14 protein-coding genes and 1 tRNA gene are annotated in these 17592 nt (G+C 61.2%); all 15 read right to left on the bottom strand.

Features of this window, described 5'->3' with window-relative positions; translation table 11 throughout:
* Window positions 1–11: 11 nt before the first annotated feature.
* On the bottom strand, window positions 12–2147 hold the full coding sequence (locus tag B071_RS0103030) for an ATP-binding response regulator (RefSeq protein ID WP_018525628.1): 2136 nt from the start codon (window positions 2145–2147) through the stop codon (window positions 12–14).
* Window positions 2122–3303, bottom strand: coding sequence for a protein-glutamate methylesterase/protein-glutamine glutaminase (locus B071_RS15605; RefSeq protein ID WP_438829543.1), 1182 nt, complete (start codon window positions 3301–3303; stop codon window positions 2122–2124). Before B071_RS15605 ends, B071_RS0103030 begins: the two co-directional genes overlap by 26 nt.
* 20 nt (window positions 3304–3323) lie before the next feature.
* The gene (locus B071_RS15600; RefSeq protein ID WP_018525626.1) at window positions 3324–4244 is read right to left on the bottom strand and encodes a CheR family methyltransferase; all 921 of its coding nucleotides are present in this window, start codon (window positions 4242–4244) and stop codon (window positions 3324–3326) included.
* Complete coding sequence (locus tag B071_RS0103015) at window positions 4222–6414, bottom strand: chemotaxis protein CheA (RefSeq protein ID WP_018525625.1); 2193 nt, start codon at window positions 6412–6414, stop codon at window positions 4222–4224. Before B071_RS0103015 ends, B071_RS15600 begins: the two co-directional genes overlap by 23 nt.
* On the bottom strand, window positions 6411–6749 hold the full coding sequence (locus tag B071_RS15595) for an STAS domain-containing protein (protein ID WP_157702994.1): 339 nt from the start codon (window positions 6747–6749) through the stop codon (window positions 6411–6413). Before B071_RS15595 ends, B071_RS0103015 begins: the two co-directional genes overlap by 4 nt.
* 273 nt (window positions 6750–7022) lie before the next feature.
* The gene (locus tag B071_RS20430) at window positions 7023–8165 is read right to left on the bottom strand and encodes a S1C family serine protease (protein ID WP_438829542.1); all 1143 of its coding nucleotides are present in this window, start codon (window positions 8163–8165) and stop codon (window positions 7023–7025) included.
* A 731-nt stretch (window positions 8166–8896) separates the two neighbouring features.
* Window positions 8897–10615 carry a hypothetical protein gene (locus B071_RS0103000; RefSeq protein WP_157702993.1) on the bottom strand — a complete coding sequence of 573 codons (1719 nt, stop codon included), beginning with the start codon at window positions 10613–10615 and terminating at the stop codon, window positions 8897–8899.
* Entirely contained in the window at window positions 10566–12755 is a 2190-nt protein-coding gene (gene ftsH / locus B071_RS0102995) for an ATP-dependent zinc metalloprotease FtsH (protein WP_018525621.1), read from the bottom strand. Before ftsH ends, B071_RS0103000 begins: the two co-directional genes overlap by 50 nt.
* On the bottom strand, window positions 12739–14151 hold the full coding sequence (tilS, locus tag B071_RS0102990; RefSeq protein WP_498365794.1) for a tRNA lysidine(34) synthetase TilS: 1413 nt from the start codon (window positions 14149–14151) through the stop codon (window positions 12739–12741). Before tilS ends, ftsH begins: the two co-directional genes overlap by 17 nt.
* Window positions 14152–14186: 35 nt before the next feature.
* On the bottom strand, window positions 14187–14801 hold the full coding sequence (gene pth / locus B071_RS15585) for an aminoacyl-tRNA hydrolase (protein ID WP_018525619.1): 615 nt from the start codon (window positions 14799–14801) through the stop codon (window positions 14187–14189).
* Window positions 14802–14808: 7 nt separating this feature from the next.
* The gene (locus tag B071_RS0102980; RefSeq protein WP_026244926.1) at window positions 14809–15420 is read right to left on the bottom strand and encodes a 50S ribosomal protein L25; all 612 of its coding nucleotides are present in this window, start codon (window positions 15418–15420) and stop codon (window positions 14809–14811) included.
* 33 nt (window positions 15421–15453) lie between these two features.
* Window positions 15454–15525, bottom strand: a tRNA-Gln gene (locus B071_RS0102975).
* Window positions 15526–15613: 88 nt separating this feature from the next.
* Window positions 15614–15922: a septation regulator SpoVG gene (spoVG, locus tag B071_RS0102970; protein ID WP_018525617.1), complete on the bottom strand. Its 309-nt coding sequence runs from the start codon at window positions 15920–15922 to the stop codon at window positions 15614–15616.
* Window positions 15923–16003: 81 nt separating this feature from the next.
* Complete coding sequence (gene rsfS, locus B071_RS15580; protein WP_018525616.1) at window positions 16004–16381, bottom strand: ribosome silencing factor; 378 nt, start codon at window positions 16379–16381, stop codon at window positions 16004–16006.
* Complete coding sequence (locus tag B071_RS0102960; protein WP_215730270.1) at window positions 16347–17522, bottom strand: LCP family protein; 1176 nt, start codon at window positions 17520–17522, stop codon at window positions 16347–16349. Before B071_RS0102960 ends, rsfS begins: the two co-directional genes overlap by 35 nt.
* Window positions 17523–17592 lie beyond the last annotated feature (70 nt).

Below are 17592 nucleotides of genomic sequence, written 5' to 3'. Positions count from 1 at the left end.
TCTTCATTTGCTTACCCAATCTCATGAATTGCCTCGGTTATTACCGCCCGGGCGCCAGGAATGTTCCCTCTCCGAAGGAGCAGGTAGACCCGAAAGAAGACCTCGGAGTCAGCCAGTCCCGGCCGCCGCTCCTCTGTCAGGGCCTGACGCTGGTCCCGTGCGAAGGCGGTAGCCTCGGGGATGTCCTCCTGATCCAGGAGGCACAAGAGACGCCGGTATGGTTCCGGCACAGGCGGTTCCTCCCGCGCCTCCCCCGGGGTATCCACCGGATCCTGGGGGTTGAAGAACTCCCGAGCGATCTCCTCGCAGCCCCGGGAAAGGGCGGAGATGATCGACCGAGCCGTAACGGGTTCAGCGACGTAGCAGAAAGAATCGGCGCAGTCCGGCATACGCCGCCGCTCCCGGGCGGGCCCCACCACAACGATTCGTTCCGGCTTTGACTTCGCCTCCCCCGCAGGGCCTTCGGGGAAATCTTTTTTGTATTCGGCATAGCCCAGAAGNAGCANNCCTCCGGGAGGANTTTCTTCCCCCGGGGCGACCACCCGCCCACCGTAGCGTGTAATCCAGGGCGCGACAACTCTGTTGATCAGGGGATCCGCGATGACCACGGAGATCCCCGAAAAATCGGGCATCAGTTCGGNCCCTTCCTCCAGACAGGCCGGTGCGGTCAGGGTGCAACAGGCCCGGGTCCCCCCGCCTTCCCGAGGATGGAGCGTGATATCACCGCCCATGGCCCGGGCAAAACGCCGGGCAATGGCCAGACCAAGCCCGGTCCCACCGGCAGTACGCGTGCGGGAATCCTCGAGCTGCTGAAACGCTTCAAAGGCAGATTCCTGCTGCTCTTCGGGAATCCCCACACCCGTATCCTCGACCTCCAACTCGATACGCACCTGCCCACCGGGGATATCACCGGAGGATTCACCCGCAACAGAGAGCCCTACCACTACCTCCCCCCCCGAGGGAGTAAACTTGATCGCATTCGAGAGGAGGTTGTTCAGAATCTGCCGAAATCGCTGGGGGTCTCCCTGGATCTCTCCCGGCACGGGGGGCGTTTCTGCCAGGGCGAGTCGTATTCCCCGCGCCATTGCCTCGGGGGCGTGGGCCTGCACCGTGGACTGGACCAACTCGGCCAGCGAGAAGGGCTCCTGGATCAGCCGTCCGAAACCCGCCTCGTAGGTGGAGAAATCGAGAATATCCGTCACCAACCGAATCATGGTCTCGGCGGAACTGTGGGTTATCCGGAGATATTCCTGCATCGACGGGTCTTCGGGTGAATCGAGCATGAGGCGGGTCATCCCCAGAATCGCGTTCAGGGGTGTACGGAACTCGTGACTCATCCTGGCCATGAACTCGCTCTTGGCCCGGGCCGCGCTCTCGGCGNCATCCCGGGAGGCGATCAGCTTCTGCTGATATTCCAGGAGTTTGGTCACATCCCGGAAAACGATCACCCAGGCCCCTCCGCTGAGGCCACAGTCTTCCACGGGGATTTTCGAGAGCTGCGCAGGAAAGGTGGTGCCGTCTCTCCTCCGNAGCCTGACAACCCGTCCCGGGACTTCTGCAAGGGTATCTTGTGTCTCCTGAAGAACGACCTCCTGTAATACCAGNACGTCCGATATCTTCTCCCCCAGAGCATCTTCGCGGCTCCATCCCAGAAGCTGCTCCGCCGCAGCGTTTATGAGAATCACCGTTTCCTTTGACGAAGCCGTGAGCACCCCTTCGTCGATGGTGTTCATGGTTGCGTCGAGAATAGCCCGCTGAATACGCAGGTTCTGTTCGGCGTAATGCTTGAACAGTGCCATCTCGATGGAGATGACCAGCTCGCGCTCCTGGAAGGGTTTCAGAAGGTACCCNTAGGCCTGGGCNNCCTTGGCACGGGCCAGGTTNTGCCGGTCCGAAAAGGCCGTGAGGAAAATCGAGGGGATACCAAAATGCTCGTGAATATGCCGGGCAACCTCGATTCCATCGAGATCCCCCACGATCTGGATATCCATCAGGGCGAGGTCGGGTGATTCTGCATNGGCCAGGCGGAGGGCGGTCTCACCGTCCCTGGCGATACCCACCACCCGAAAGCCCAGCGACTCCAGGCGAGTCTGGATGTCGAGCGCTACAATCCGCTCATCTTCAACGATGAGAATTGAGGCTACCACTGCGCCCTACCCGCTCCAGAACGTGCCGAACGATCTCCTGCAACCCCACGATCTCGTCGACCGCCCCCCGCTTGACCGCCTCCTGGGGCATGCCGTAGACGATGCAGCTCTTCTCGTCCTGGGCGATCGTCCAGGCTCCTGTATTGTGCATCTCCTCCATTCCCCTGGCCCCGTCGTCGCCCATGCCGGTCATGATCACCCCGATCGCGTTCTGGCCCGCGCTCTGGGCGGCAGAACGAAAGAGCACATCCACCGAGGGCCGGTGGCGACTCACCAGGGGGCCCTCCCGCACTTCCACATAGTACCGGGCTCCGCTGCGCCGCACCAGCAGGTGCTTGTTGCCGGGAGCTATCAGAGCCCTGCCCGTNAGAATGGTATCGTTGTGCTCCGCCTCCTTTACGGTGATCTCGCAGAGCGAATCGAGCCGGGTNGCAAAGGCTGCGGTGAACTTTTCAGGCATGTGCTGCACGATCACGATCCCGGGTGCGTTCAGGGGCATCGCTTCCAGGAAGACCCGCAACGCCTCGGTTCCGCCCGTGGAGGCCCCGACGCAAACGATCTTTTCCGTTGTCTCGGGAATCCGCTTTCCCGAAGGAGGCGGCAATATGGCGTCGGCCGTCTGTTTGGGCTGCAACCCCTCCTCCCTGCGGGAGAGACTGCCGGAAGCGGGTTCCCGCCCCCGCGGTGGCGCCANAGCGTCCCCGGCAGCAGTTCTCGCCTCAGTCATTTTTGNTTCAGTCGCACCCGAGGCGTGAATCGAGGGGATAGAGAACCGCGCNGCATAAGCTGCCCGGACGGCGTCGTAGATNCTGACCCGGGATTCCTCCAGAAAGGTCTTGGTGCCCACCTTGGGTTTTTCCACAATTTCCAGGGCACCATATTCCAGAGCGGTCAGGGCGTTGACTGAACCGGATTCGGCCATGGAAGAGCAGATCACCACCGGCATGGGATGCTGCCGCATCAGGTGGCGGAGAAAACTCAGGCCGTCCATGCGGGGCATCTCGATATCCAGGGTTATCACGTCGGGTGCNCAGGAGGCCATCTTTTTTGCGGCGATGTAGGGGTCGGGAGCGATTCCCACCACCTCAAAATCGCTGCTCTGCTCGAAAATCTGCGTCAGGGTTTGCCGGACCACAGCAGAATCATCGACGATCATCACTTTTATCTTTCCTGCCATCACCATCGCTCCTTCTGTTTTGAGAACACACCCTGTTTTGATGATACATCAGCAGATCCATCCGGGGGTGATCCATCCAGCGCNACTCCCTCCAGACGACGATAGACNGTGGGAGCCACCGATTCGAAGGGAAGATTACTGCTGGCCATGCTTTCGGAGTGACCAAGAAAGAGGTATCCCCCGGGCACCAGATAATTGCAGAGTCTGCGCAGGAGCGCCTCCTGGCGGGGCCGATCAAAGTAGATGATCACGTTCCGNCAAAAAATCACGTGGAAGAGATCCCGCAGGGGNTATCGCTCCTGCATCAGGTTCAGNCGCTTGAAGAGAAGGTTCTGACGAACCTCGGGACGTACGCGCACAAGGTCAGCCGCACGATCCCGGCTTCGCAGAAAATAACGCTTCCGNAGGATCTGCGAAACCGGCTGGATCCGCGAGGCCGGGTACACGGCCTTCTCGGCGGTATGCAAGACCGCCGTCGAGATATCGGTACCCAGNATGCGGTAGGAAAAGGAGGAGTTTGTCCGNCGAAACTCCTCGAAGGTCACGGCCAGACTGTAGGCCTCCTCACCCGTGGAGGACGCTGCGGACCAGGCGAGGAAGGGGCTGCCGATTCCCCAACCCTGAGCGACCTGACGGGGAAGGAGGGTATCACTCAAGTACTCGAAATGCTCCGGTTCCCGAAAGAAATCGGTCTTGTTGGTGGTTACCACATCNATCATGTGAACGATNTCGCCATCGTCGCGGGAAAAGACGTAGTCCACGTACTCGTCGAAGGAACTCATCGAGAGGGCGCGCAACCGCTTCCGCAACCGCCCCTCCAGCATGATCCGCTTGACGGGAGGCATCTTGATCCCCACCTCGCCCTCGATGAAGGCGCTCAGTCGCTGGAACTGCCTGTCACTCAGCGAGGCTTCCGGCATGACTGATCTGACCTGAAAGGCGCTGGATATCCAGGATGAGAGCGACCGTACCATCACCCAGGATGGTTGCGCCGCTCACGGCTTCGATGGACCGGTAGAGGTGTCCGAGGTTTTTTATCACTGTCTGATGCTCTCCTATAACCTGATCGACGATAAATCCGATTCGCCCCACCCCTGTCATGACCACCACGGCCTGCTCGATGGCTGGCCGCTTACCGGAGACGCGGAAGATTTTGCGCAGATTCACCAGGGGCAACAACTCGCCCCTGTTGTGGACGGTGTCCTTCTCGTCGGAACCGTTCCGCTGGTACTCGATACACTCTTCAACGTTTGCCAGGGGAATAACAAAACGTTCGGCCCCGATCCTGATCAGCAGACCGTCGATGATCGCCAGAGTCAGGGGGATCGTCATAACCAGGGCCGTCCCCCGGGTTGCCGAGGGGTCAAAGCCCACCGTTCCCCCGATGGCGTCCATCTCGCGACGGACCACGTCCATTCCCACGCCCCGCCCCGAGACGGTGGTAACCTCCTGNGCCGTTGAAAACCCCGGCTGGAAGACCAGATCACAGACCTCCTGATCATCGGGGGAAACCCCGGGGGAGATAATCCCCCGTTCCCGGGCAATCGAGAGTATTCGCTCCCGGTCCAGCCCCTGACCATCGTCCTCCACGCGTATCTCCACGGAGGCACCCACATGGCGGGCCCGGAGGGCGATCTTTCCAACGGCGGGTTTTCCCGCAGCGGTTCGCACCGACGGAGCCTCTATTCCGTGATCGATACTGTTCCGAATCACGTGAACCAGCGGATCCTGCAACCGTTCGAGCACCGATTTGTCAAGTTCCGTCTCCCCTCCCGATGTGACGAGCTCCACGTCCTTGCCGAGATCACGCGAGAGATCCCGCACCAGNCGCCTGAACCTGCTGAAGATGCTCGCCACGGGGAGCATGCGAATGCTCATGGTGTGATCCCGGAGAGAACCGATGAGACGTTCGAAGGTCTCGGCGATCGTCTCGAGCGAGGTCTGATCCACCTGGTCATCCTGGGAAACCTGGGTAAGCCGGGCTTGAAGCGTTACCAGTTCGCCCACCAGATCCACAAGATCGTCGAGCTTCTCCGACTGGACCCGAATGCTCGAGGTCGTTCCCTCGGGAGTTCCCCGCTCCCGGGCCTTTCGTGCGTGCTCCTGTTCCCGGAGCGCCGAGTTGATCTCGTCGGAGTCTACACCGTGCTCAAGGAGAACCTCGCCAAGCTTCTTCTGCCCCGCCAGGGCCTCCTCTACCACCTGGGCACCGACAACGCCCCGATCGACCAGGATCTGTCCCAGGCGCTTGTACTCTCCGCTCTCATCGGAAAGATCGATTGAATCGAACTTTTTGACCGAGACGGTACTGCTGTCGTCCACGAAGAGGAAAATTTCCCGTATCGATGCCTCCGNGGNGGTGGTTGTGAGAAAAACATCCCACGAAACAAGGCAGTCAAGGTTCTCAACTGCCTCGAGGCTGGTGATCTTTCCCGTATGAGCCACCACCGTACACGATCCGAGCTCCTGGAGTTCTTCCAGAAGAAGGAGGGGGTTTGTTCCGTTCTTCATGATCTCCCGGTGGGGAGCAAAACGGATAAACCACGTCTCGGGAGCCCCCGAACNAGAAGGATCCCGAGCGACCGAGCTCTCCCGGGGCGCATCTGTCGACAGGGGCTCCTGGGCCNGAACCGTTTCTTCCGATTCGGGGGGATGCGCAGTCTGGTCCGGACCGGTGCCAGCAGAGGCCCCATCGGGCGAAGGAGAATCCTTTGCCGACCGTGAAACGATCACCGCCAGTTGATCCTGCAACTCCCGGGATCGCTCCCCGGCCGAAGGATCGTCGGGCTGGTCCAGCATGAAGAGAATATGATCCCGGCAATGCAGCGTGGCGTCTACCAGGTCCTCCGTTACCGGAACACGACCATCGCGCACCTCCTGGAGACTCGACTCCAGATGATGGGCAAAGGCCGATATACTGTCAAACCCGAACATTCCGGCCGAGCCCTTGATGGTATGCATCACCCGGAAGACCGCCGCGATATTTTCGGTATCGTCGGGATTCTGCTCAAGCTCCAGCAGGGACTGCTCCAGACCGTTCAGAAGCTCCCGTGCCTCGGTGCGAAAGCTCTCCTGAAAACCATCAATCATGGNGTCCTTCCCGTTCCTGAAAAACCGGCGAGCGCCTGATCGAGCTGGCGCCCTTCACGCAGGGGTTCCGGAATGAANCCGCTCCGACACAACCGCTGCGCGATCTGGTCCGGCACCGCTCCCGTTATATGGAAATCCTTGCCCTGGGAATCGGCGTAGCGACGGGCCCCGTAGAGAAGCTGTATACCGGCCAGATCTATTTCGGTAGCCTGGCTCAGGCTTACCAGTACCATGGAGACCTCCCCGAAGGCCTGCCGGATCTCGGAGGCCCTGGCTGTGACGGTTCTCAGGGTAACGGCGCCAACCAGATTTACCACTTTGACATTCCCGCTCATCCTGTCCTCGCTTGCGGCAGATTTCCCGAANATGGATCCTGCCGAAAAATCTCCCCGGGCTGCATCAGCCCGAGCCATGCCCGACGGTGTACACTACCGGTCTTCCGGCAGGACCGACAGGAAACCGGTGTCGGCACCGGCAGGCTGGCCAGTCGCACCCCGCCACCGATCGTGACACATCCCAGTATAAGACAGAACAAACGTTTTTTGTCCTCCCGGGAAGCAAAAAACTCCTGAAAGAGCACAGATCNGAAAAAGCGCTGAGCAGAAGGATCAGAGGAAGGAGTCGGTCTCGAGAAAGGAACCNAGNTGAAGCCCTCCCTCAAGAAAACCGGCCTTGCGTTTCCTGATAACGATCTGGATGAAGGCAGCGCGAAGATCGGTGTCGACACGCCAGTTCCGCAGGGAGAAGGGATCATTGGGGGAGAGGCTCGACTCGTCGGCCGATGTTCCCGGNAAGACCTCGGTGATCACAAAATCCGGNCCCCANGGAGGGCTCGATAGTTCTTCCACCTTCATGCCAAAGAGAACGGGAAAGAGAGCCTCGATGGGCTGACGCTTCAGGGCCTCCTCGATGGGGCTGAAGGGACGGGAATCGAGAGCGATCACCCGGGATATCTCCTCCCGCTGGCTGCCCGCAGACCANCGGGTATCCAGGATATCCCCGGGACGGCGTTCCAGGATGACGTCCTGGGCCGCCGANAGCGTCCGTACGGGGCGNCCCTGGATCGACCGAAGGAAATCACCCTCCCGGACACCGGCGCGATGGGCGGGGGACCCCGGCGCAACGTAGACNACCCGGAGTCCCTCCCGACCGGCGTGGACAGCGAAACCGAGCCAGGGATGAACCACCTCGCCACCCTGAAAGAGGCGGGGGAAGAAGTGCCGCACCCAGTAGGAGGGGATGGCAAAGTTGACTCCCTCGAACTGGGGGATACCGGCAAAGACGATCCCCGCCACCTGGCCGTCGGGCAATATGAGGGGGCCTCCGCTGTTCCCCGGGTTTACCGGTGCATCGATCTGGACGGCCTCGCCCATCTGGAAGAACCGCCGTCCCTCGGCGGAAACGATCCCGGCCGTGATAGTGCTATCCAGGCCGCCAGGGGACCCCAGCGCCAGAACCCGCTCCCCCGGAGTAAGCCGTCGCGTGTCGCTGAGTGAAAAGACATAGGGTGCGTCGACCTCGACCTTCAGGAGGGCCAGATCGAAGACACGGTCGTAACCGACTACCCGTGCGGGAATGCGCTCGTTGGGACGGCCGGCGAGCTTGACGTAGAGCCGGGAAAAGCCGTTGTACGTGGGATCAACCTCGCTGTAGATAACGTGGTAGTTTGTAAGGAGGTACCCCCGGGGGTCTATAAAAAAGCCACTCCCGATACCACGATCGGGGACCCCCACGCCCTGGGAGATGCGCATCCCCCGGTTTACCCAAACCGTGACAGTTCCTTCGAGCATCTGTGGCGGTGTTCTCGAGGGAACCGCCAGGAGGGGCATGCTTTCATCGCCCCAGGGGCTTCCTTCCAGATCCTCCAGAATTCGCCCTGCTGCTTCATCGTTGTTGAAGGTCCGGGCAATTTCCAGAAAACGGAGCGCCCTCTCGGGATCAAGATCGGCCAGAGTTGACCGGCGCAGCAGGAGGTAGAGCGCCAGCACGGGTTCCTCCCGCTCGATCTCCAGCTCTGCCCAGCGCAGCAGCAGATCGTCCCGGGACAGATCCGGCGGCTCCAGGAGCTCGGGAGGTATCTCCAGCTCTATACCGAGAGGATCCTCGCGGAGCACCCCCAGGTTCCAGTGGAGCTGGAGAGCCCGACCGTATTCACGGCCCTCCAGAGCCTGGTGATAGTCCCGATGCCATTCCTCCATAATGCCGAGAAGGGCCTCACCTGCCCAGGCCCGGTCGAGCAGTTCCCGGCGGAGCCCGTAGGTGAGGCGGTCTATGGCAGGACCCACCTCTCCCTGCTGGAGGTACTGCTCAACCCGCTGTACAACCAGCTCCTTTCTGTCCAGGGGCGCGCCGAACTGGTCGGGGCCGGAAGAGGCGCACGCGCCCAGGAGCAACACCAGGAACACCACCGGGAGGACTGTCAGCCCCACGGGGAGTACCGGGGCAGAGGCTGAACCAGGAAAAACTTTTGTGCTACCGCTCTTCATCGTATCACTCCCAACTCCCGCAACTCTGCCGTTGCCTCCCGAGCCTGAGCGGCTGTGAGGCTCCGGGCATCATCGGAAGCAAGCTGACGCAGAAAACGATCACTCCCGAGAGAAAACCTGATACGCCCGACCAGACCATTCCAGAGCGAGAGAGGCTCTTCCTCCCTTCGGGTGGGGAGGGCCCTGACAAAGCCTTCTTTCTCTTCCAGACGCAACTCGATGTCATACGGCACCGGTCCGGCGGGAACCCAGAGCAAGCTGCTCCGGGAGCGGATCTCCTCAGCCGGGGGGCTCTCGCGCCACAGCGCCCCCTGCCCTTCCTCGCCCTGAACCAGGTCGTAGCGTACCACCCGGGAGACCAGGGGATAGCGGGAATAGTGCACAGCCAGCACCTCCTGATCCCGCGAACCGGCACGGGAAAAGAGGATCGCTCTTCCCTGATGTCCTCCAGGGAAGAGCAGGACCTCCTCAAAAAGGCCGTTGCCCTTCCTGTCCCGCTTCCAGGCGACGAGCCGGCCTTCCTCGAAGTGGTATTCCTCCACCGTGAGCCGGGGCTTATCCTGGAGAACGAGCCGCGCCGACCGCTCCCGGCTCAGGTTCTGCCAGGCCGTGTCAAAGACTTCTCCCAGAGGGAAGGGGCCCTCGTCCCAGAAACGCTCCTCCGGGGTGTTCTCCCGGAGCGTCCGCGAGAGCGCCTCCCAGAGCCGTTTGTCACCCTGCTGGAGAGCCTCCTCGACGAGCGCGATGGTCTGCCCGGACAGGGTATGGTTTTCTGCCCAGCCCCCCCCGGGGAGAGCGAGAAAGGGCACCGCGAAGAGCGGATCTTCCCCCCCCAGGTGATAGTACCATCGGGCAAGATCGTAGCGAAGGTGGCCCGCCTCACCCTGGAGACCCCAGGGAACCCGGGGAAGAAAGGAGGCGATCGCCCCGGCCAGGAGCGACGCTTCCCGAGAGCTCCCGGGGGGCTCGGCCAGAGCCGCCTCGAACCATTCCAGCGGCCCCAGCCCCACCCGGTGCGACCGCCGGAAATCCAGAGCTGCCAGGGCACGATCCCGGGGATAGCGGGAACGAAAGCGCTGGATCAGGGCCGACGACGCCCCGAAAGGCTCCGTCTCGAGAAGAGCCTGCAGAAAGAGATAATCCAGGCGTGTCATCTCCTCCAACCCGGAATGCTCCACCCCCTGATCTTCCGACCCGGGAAGCCGGGGTATCCCCGAATCGGCGGCACGAGCCAGGGCAAGAGCCGCCTCCAGGGCTCCCCCGTTCCGGTCCTGACGGTGAAACTCCTCCAGAAGCTCCCTCGCCCGGGCAGGACGGCCCGTCTCTATCAGAAGTTGCGCCAGATCTCCCACCACCAGGGCGGGATCGGTCTCGTCCAGGGAGAGGTTCCCGGCCCTCCGCAGAAGCCGTTCACGCACCACGGCATGGGACCGGTCCCGGGGTAGTATCCCGGCCAGCAAAAAGAGGGAATCCCCCTGGTGGGGTGCGATGCCGTAGGCACGCCGGAGAAGGAACCCCGCCGTCTCGGCGTCGTCCTGTTCCAGACGTATCCGGGCTTCTGCCACCAGGTCCCGGGCTATCCCCTCTTCCAGGAGGGGCGAGGCGGAGATCGCCTGATGAACCATCCCTCCCCACAGAAGGGCCAGAGACGCGACGAGGACAAATCTACTCGGAACGATCCTGCCCGGAACCGGGGGAACTATCACGGGTTTCACCGGAACCTCCCTGATCATCGAAACCATCCTCGCCGGAGGCGGGGGCCTCATCCCGGGGATGATCCTCTTCCGCTTCGCCCTGCTGGCCATCTCCGTCGGTATGCACCTCATGCGAATTATCCTCATCCAGATCGCCTTCCTGAGCTCCGGCGGGGGATCCATCGGTGTTTAGCCCTGAATCGGGAAGGGACGCCAGGGGATCTTCGGGGTTCGAGACCAGGGGGAACCCGAGGAGATCCCGGATCTCGTTATCCGAAAGGGTCTCTTTCTCCACGAGGGTTGCCGCCAGAAGCTCCAGCTGATCCTGATGCTCCTGAAGAATTTCTTCGGCCTGACGGAAACACTCCTCAAGGATTTTCCTCACCTCCAGATCAATAGCGTTGGCGGTACTCTCGGAGTAGTCCTTGTGAGTTGCGATCTGCTTGCCCAGGAAGATGGGCTCGTCCTCCTGGCCGAACGAGACCGGCCCAAGACTGCTCATCCCCCACTCCGTCACCATGCGCCGGGCCATATCGGTGGCCTGTTTGAGATCGTTCTGAACCCCCGTGGTGGTGTCCTGGTAAAAGAGGCGCTCCGCGATGTACCCGCCGAAGGCGATCTTTATGCGATCTCGCAGATACCCCGACCCTTTGCTGTAACTATCCTGCTCGGGCAGGGAAAAAGCCACACCCAGGGCCCGGCCGCGCGGAATAACCGTTACCTTGTGAAGGGGATCGGCGTTCTCCAGGTAGTAATGGAGGAGCGCGTGACCCGCCTCGTGACGAGCGGTCTTGAGCTTCTCCTCGTCGTTGATGATTCTCGATTTCCGGGCAACTCCCATGAGCAACTTGTCGCGGGCCTCCTCAAAGTCCTCGGCCTCTACCAGGTCCTTGTTTTTGCGAGCCGCGTAGAGCGCTGCCTCGTTTACCAGGTTCGCCAGATCAGCACCGCTCGATCCCGGCGTGGCCCGGGCAAACCGGTTGAGATTCACCGAAGTGTCGAGCTTTATCTTTGCGCAGTGCACAGCCAGGATCGCCTCCCGTTCCTGGACATCGGGCATATCCACCGTCACCTGCCGGTCGAACCGGCCGGGCCGCAGAATGGCCGGATCCAGGACATCGGGCCTGTTCGTGGCCGCCAGGACGATAACCCCTGATTTGGTGTCGAAGCCGTCCATCTCGACCAGCATCTGGTTCAGGGTCTGCTCGCGTTCATCGTGACCCCCGCCGTACCCGGCCCCTCGCGTACGGCCCACGGCGTCGAGCTCGTCGATAAAGATGATACAAGGAGCGCTTTTCCGCCCCTGTTCAAAGAGGTCGCGCACCCGGCTGGCTCCCACACCCACAAACATCTCCACAAAGTCGGAGCCACTCATGTGGAAGAAGGAGACCCCGGCCTCACCGGCGCAGGCCTTGGCCAGCAGGGTCTTTCCCGTTCCGGGCATCCCCACCAGAAGAACACCCTTGGGAATTTTTGCACCGATCCGGGTGAACTTGTCGGGACTCTTGAGGAATTCCACGATCTCCTGCAGCTCGTATTTTGCCTCATTCTGCCCGGCCACGTCGGCAAAGGTGATCTTGATTCCCTCTTCCAGATAGCGCTTGGCCTTGCTCTTGCCAAAAGAGAAGGCCCGGTTTCCGCTCCCCTGGAGCTGGCGGAACATGAACCAGATGAAGAAAAACCCGATCATCCAGGGAAAGAGCTCGGCCAGCATCTGCAGGGGAGAAACCGGCCGGGGAGCTCCGGAGAAACGGACCTCCTGCTCCCGGAGGGTTCGGATGAGATCGTCATCAAAGTAGGGAATATTTGTCGTGAAGGACCGGGTCTCCCCGTCCCTGGTGCGCAGGGTGCCCTGGATCTCGGACTGGTCTACAATCCGGACCGTTTCTACCTGACCCTCCCTGAGGTACCCCATGAACTGGGAGTAGGGAATCTCCTGACCCACAGTCTGGGTGTTGGAGAAGAGCATCATCAGAAACATTCCCAGGAGCGCAACCAGGAAAACCAGGGCAAAACGGTTGTTCCTGAAGTTAAAATTGAAGTTATTGGGATCGCGGTTATTATCCTTGCCGTTTTTCAGACCCTTCCTGTCACCGCGATTATTCGGCCCCTGGTCGTCCGTTCCGGTCTTCCGAGGCTCCTTGTCATTCCCGTTCTGCATAGTTTTCAGCTTCCTCATAAGCAACCCCCAGAGTAATAAACCCCGGAGGCCGCGCGTGTGTATCACGAGTATACCGTACCCCATCGCGGATACAAAGGGGGTCCCCCCGACCCAGGAGTGCAAGCACCCCCTCCCGGTCTTCCACCACTGGTGCACACCCCCTGATCAGGGAGGATACCCCGGGCGCTTCCAGAAGGCGCGCGACCTCGCGCTTTTTTCCCCTGTGAAGGACTCTATCTCCCCTGCGGCGGGGCCGAACAACCACGGGAGGAACCACCGGACCCAGATGCCATCCCCTCCGGGCAGTCGGCTCCTCCCCGATCCGAATCGCCGAGACGCCCTCACAGACCAGGCGAAGCCGGAGTTCGGTATCGACCACCCAAAGGTAACCAATAGAGACGGGCCGGACAACCGCCTGACGGATCTCCAGGCGCCCTTTCCTGAACGAAGCAACAAGCCCCGCCGATTCAACCGGCCCCTCCCCTGCGACAAGACGCTGAAAGGGACGGAAAGAGACCCGATCGCCCGAAGCGAGACGGTACACCGCATCGCGAAGGACCAGCTCCCTCGCAGCCCGGGGAAGAGCGTGAAACACCCCGGCATCGAGGGACCACCGATCCGTTCCAAAATCACCCCAGGCGTCGTGAGGAATCAGCGCGCGCAGCCCCTCACGAAGAAGATCGAGCTCCCCAAGAAAGGACGACACCCGGAGCGAGAGATCGGAGGGAGAAAAGAGCTCCTCCAGGAGAGGAAGAGCCCGCAGGCGCACCCGGTTTCGGAGGTGGTGAAGGTCGTCGTTCGTTGGATCGTGGATGCAGGGGAGCTTCTGGTGGCGCACGTAGGCGACCAGATCGCGACGGGGGCACTCCAGAAGGGGACGAAGGACCCTGAACCGGGGAAGCCGCCCCCCCCGTGGCCCCGAAAGCCAGCGCTCCCTCGGTATCCCCAGGGCCCCCAGGGGAGATCTCCCGGAAAAGGCCCTCATTACAAAGGTCTCCAACTGGTCCTGCCGGTGATGAGCCGTGAGGAGAACGGGGTCGNCCCCTCTCTCTTCTGCGATCTGCCCGAGGATATCCAGAAGGAGCCGGTANCGCTCGTCCCGGGCCACCTCTTCCAGGCTTCGGCCTGCNTCCCCTGCCCGGCCCGCAATCTCCCCGGGAGGAACGGTGCGCCGCAGGACCGGCACAGAGAGAATCTCTCCCAGCCTGTCCACACACCGGCATTCCTCTCTCCGGGAGGATGCCTCACGAAGGCCATGATCGATATGGGCTATCACCAGGGAACGCCGAACANCCACGGCATGGGCCAGAGCGACACTGTCGGTGCCTCCCGAACAGGCCACAACGAGCGGAGTCTCTCCCTCGAGGCCCGACAGATCCAGCTGGTCAGCGATCACGCTCTGGAGCGCCCCGGGCGATCCGGCGGAGGGTCTCACCGGGAGAGGCCCTGAAGAAGAACCTCATCCTCCGGGGGTCGGCGCAGATCATTCACAGCCGATATCCATTGTTCCAGAGAACGGGCTTCGTCATCTGCACAGAGAAAGGGGGGGAGAACCCGCTCAAAGGCGGCTTCCACCAGGGCTCGTTCCTCGGGGCTGAAACGTCCCAGAACGTGCTCCACCGTGGTCGTACCCGCAGCAGGCCTGCCGATACCCACATACAACCGGGGATAGGCATCGCTCCCCAGAACGGCGTGAATCGATTTCAGCCCGTTATGTCCCGCAGGGCTCCCCTTGCGCTTCATGCGGATCTCTCCCACGGGAAGATCCATATTATCGACCACCACGCAGATCTGGTCGGGAAGAACCCCGAACCGGGAAAGAAGCCAGGGGAAAACCTGACCACTACGGTTCATGTAGGTCCGGGGCTTCACCAGGACGATCGCCGGGGACGCGGCCAGGGAGAGGGGACGAAACCACAAAGACCGCCAGGAGAGCTCACGCGAGCTCGCCAGGCGGTCCAGAAAATCAAATCCAACGTTATGCCGGGTATGATCGTACCTCGGCCCGGGGTTTCCCAGGCCGACAAGAATCAGCGGCGCAGCCAAGGAGGCCCTACTCTGCCGAGGCCTCGCCCGCACCTTCGCCGTCGCCAGCCTCATCGTCGCTCTCAACTTCGGCCCGGGGCATAACGATAGAAGCGATGGTCTGTTCGGGAGCTGTAAGAACCCGGACGCCCTCGGGAAGGGCGAGATCGCTCACGTGAATGGACTCGTCCCTGTCGAGACCGCTCACATCGATGACAAATTTCTCGGGGATGTCCTTGGGAAGACACTCGACCTCCACCTGATGGAGGTTATTGTCCAGGATACCACCCAGACGCACCCCGACGGGTGATCCCGTGAGCTCGATCGCCACGTGGGTACGGAGCTTCTTGCCCTTCTCTACCTCGAAGAAATCGAGGTGAACGATCGTACCCGTGGTAATGTCCTCGTCGTAATCCTTGATCAGGACGTCGCGCTGACTGGACCCGACCTCGAGAGTCACGATGGTGCTCTCCGAAATGGTGCTGAAGGTCTTGAAAAAATCGCGACTGCTCACCGAAAAATGAACCGGCTCGGTGTGGCCGTACACTACAGCCGGGATACGTCCGTCACGCCGCAATCTCCGGGCTCCGCCTTTTCCGGTCTCTGTCCGCGGCTCACCGCGAAGAATTGTCTGTGCCATGCTGAAATCTCCTTGAAACTGTGAACGGTCTTGCTGGGGCGGCAGGAATCGAACCTGCGCATGCCGGGATCAAAACCCGGTGCCTTACCGCTTGGCGACGCCCCACCGTCTCTCAACCGAGGCGACACACTACCCCGGGTGGGGTGCGCTGGTCAAGAGCAGGGTCCGGCCGAAGCGGGTGAAGAAGCGGGGACTACTCCTGGTCGAAAGCGGAATCATCCTCCCCACCGGAGGGCACCGATCCATCTCCGAGCGAGGTCTCGTAGGCGCGAAGAATTTCGTTCTGCAAGGTTGTCCGGAAATCGGAATTAATGGGGTGGGCCACATCCTTGTACTCGCCCGCGTTGGTCCGGCGACTCGGCATCGCGATAAAGACCCCTCCCCTTCCGTGAATAACCTTGATGTTGTGGACCACGAAGCAATCACTAAAGGTCACTGTAACGTACGCCCTGAGCTTCCCCTCACCGCCTACACGACGCACACGAATATCAGTTATCTCCATTGTTAGGCTCCTGCGCGAACCGATTCTTATCTTACCAGTATACAATCCCCTCGGGAGGTGTCAAACAAATCTTCCTTCCTCTCAGGATTGGCTCCCGCTTTTCCAGAGAACCGTCGCGTCGTACCANAGTTTTTCCAGCCCGTAGAACTCCCGCTGCTCCTGCAGCATCAGGTGCACGATAACAGACCCGCAATCGATCAGATACCAGCCNCTCTCGTCACCACGCTTCCGGTGGTTCGAGGCGAGCAATCCCAGCTCAAAGAGCTGCTCCTCCACCTGCCTCTGGAACCCCTGCAACTGCCCCCGGCTGTTTGCCTGGGCTATCACGAAGGCGTCGGCGAAGGCCGAGTGAGNACTGATATCCAGGGCGATCACATCGGTTGCCCCCAGCTCGTCGAGAAAACCGGCAACCCTGCAGGCTGCGCTATTGCTGTCCAGAGGACCGCACTGNTCTTCCATCAAAATCTCCTCCCAATATAAGCGTCACATCGACGCTGCTCTCCGGAATAACCTCTGTAACAACCCGGCGCGTACCGATTGCCTCTGCCACCCGCGCCGCCGTATCTCCCAGACCCCGACGGTCTATGACGATGGTATGCTCCAGGGACGACGATTCGGCATTTCCCACGGCCTGAACGTCAAAACCTACCTCCTGGAGGTAGTCTCCCGTTCGGCGGGCCAGACCGGTCTGGGAAGTCCCGTTCAGAACCTCCAGGACTACAGGAATTTCCTGTCCTCCCGTGCCTTCAACGGCCTGGAGCGCCGTAAAGATCTGCTGCACCGTCTGCTTCAGCCATTGCCCCTCGAAGTGGGGAAAGAGAAGCTCCCGGGTGCGCCCCTCCACCTCTACCTGCCGGAGAGTTCCCTGGATACGCCTGCGTATGATCCTGTCGGGGTCCACCCTCCCGAGAATATCAAAGAAGGTCCCCACACCCCGGGATTCCAGGGAGGTTTCAATGAGGCGGTCGCGCAGGGGAACAACCTGGCGATGCTGCAGAAACTCCGAACTGGCGTGGACCTCTCTCAGGAAGGCCTGGGTAAAAGCCTGACGCCGCCCGGCCTGCTCCAGATCCCCCGAAGCCTCACCCTCCTTGCGGAGATAGCGAACCGCCTTTTCTCCATCCAGGCGCACCGTCCCCGAAGGCAGGAGCATGGGGTCAGCACCAGCCTGATCCCGATAGTCGGCAATAACAAATATATCNAGTCCTCCCAGAAGATCGATGAAATCGACCAGCTGATCCGCTGAGTAGGAAAAGACAAAGGGCACGGTCGTTCCCGTCAGAGACTCCACCTGGCGGCGATAGAGATGCGGATCAGCTCCATCGAAGAGAGCATCGATACCGTCCACCCTTCCCAGGGGGCGCAACACCCCACCCACGGAGCCGGGGATATCGAGCACCGCTCCCCTGCCGGTCTTTGCGTGGGCAAAGAGCAGAAACGAGAGAAAGGGGGTCCCCTCATCGTGGGCCACGACCAGAACCCGCAGCGAGGGATCATCGGCCACGGCGGCGCTCACCGCATCGGTGCGCAACTGGACGTAGAGAAATCCCAGAGTCGTAACAAGGGCGCCGAAGATGATCACCAGAAAAATCGTTGTCATATTGAAGCCGTCACGCGCCATTTCGGTTCACTCCATAATCGGGCATGCAGTTTGGTCCGCCCCGCGTCCA

The sequence above is a fragment of the Alkalispirochaeta alkalica DSM 8900 genome (genome assembly GCF_000373545.1).
GTDB classification, from domain to species: domain Bacteria; phylum Spirochaetota; class Spirochaetia; order DSM-27196; family Alkalispirochaetaceae; genus Alkalispirochaeta; species Alkalispirochaeta alkalica.
The sequence above is the reverse complement of the archived record's forward strand: the minus strand, read 5'-3'. Positions and strand labels throughout refer to the sequence as shown.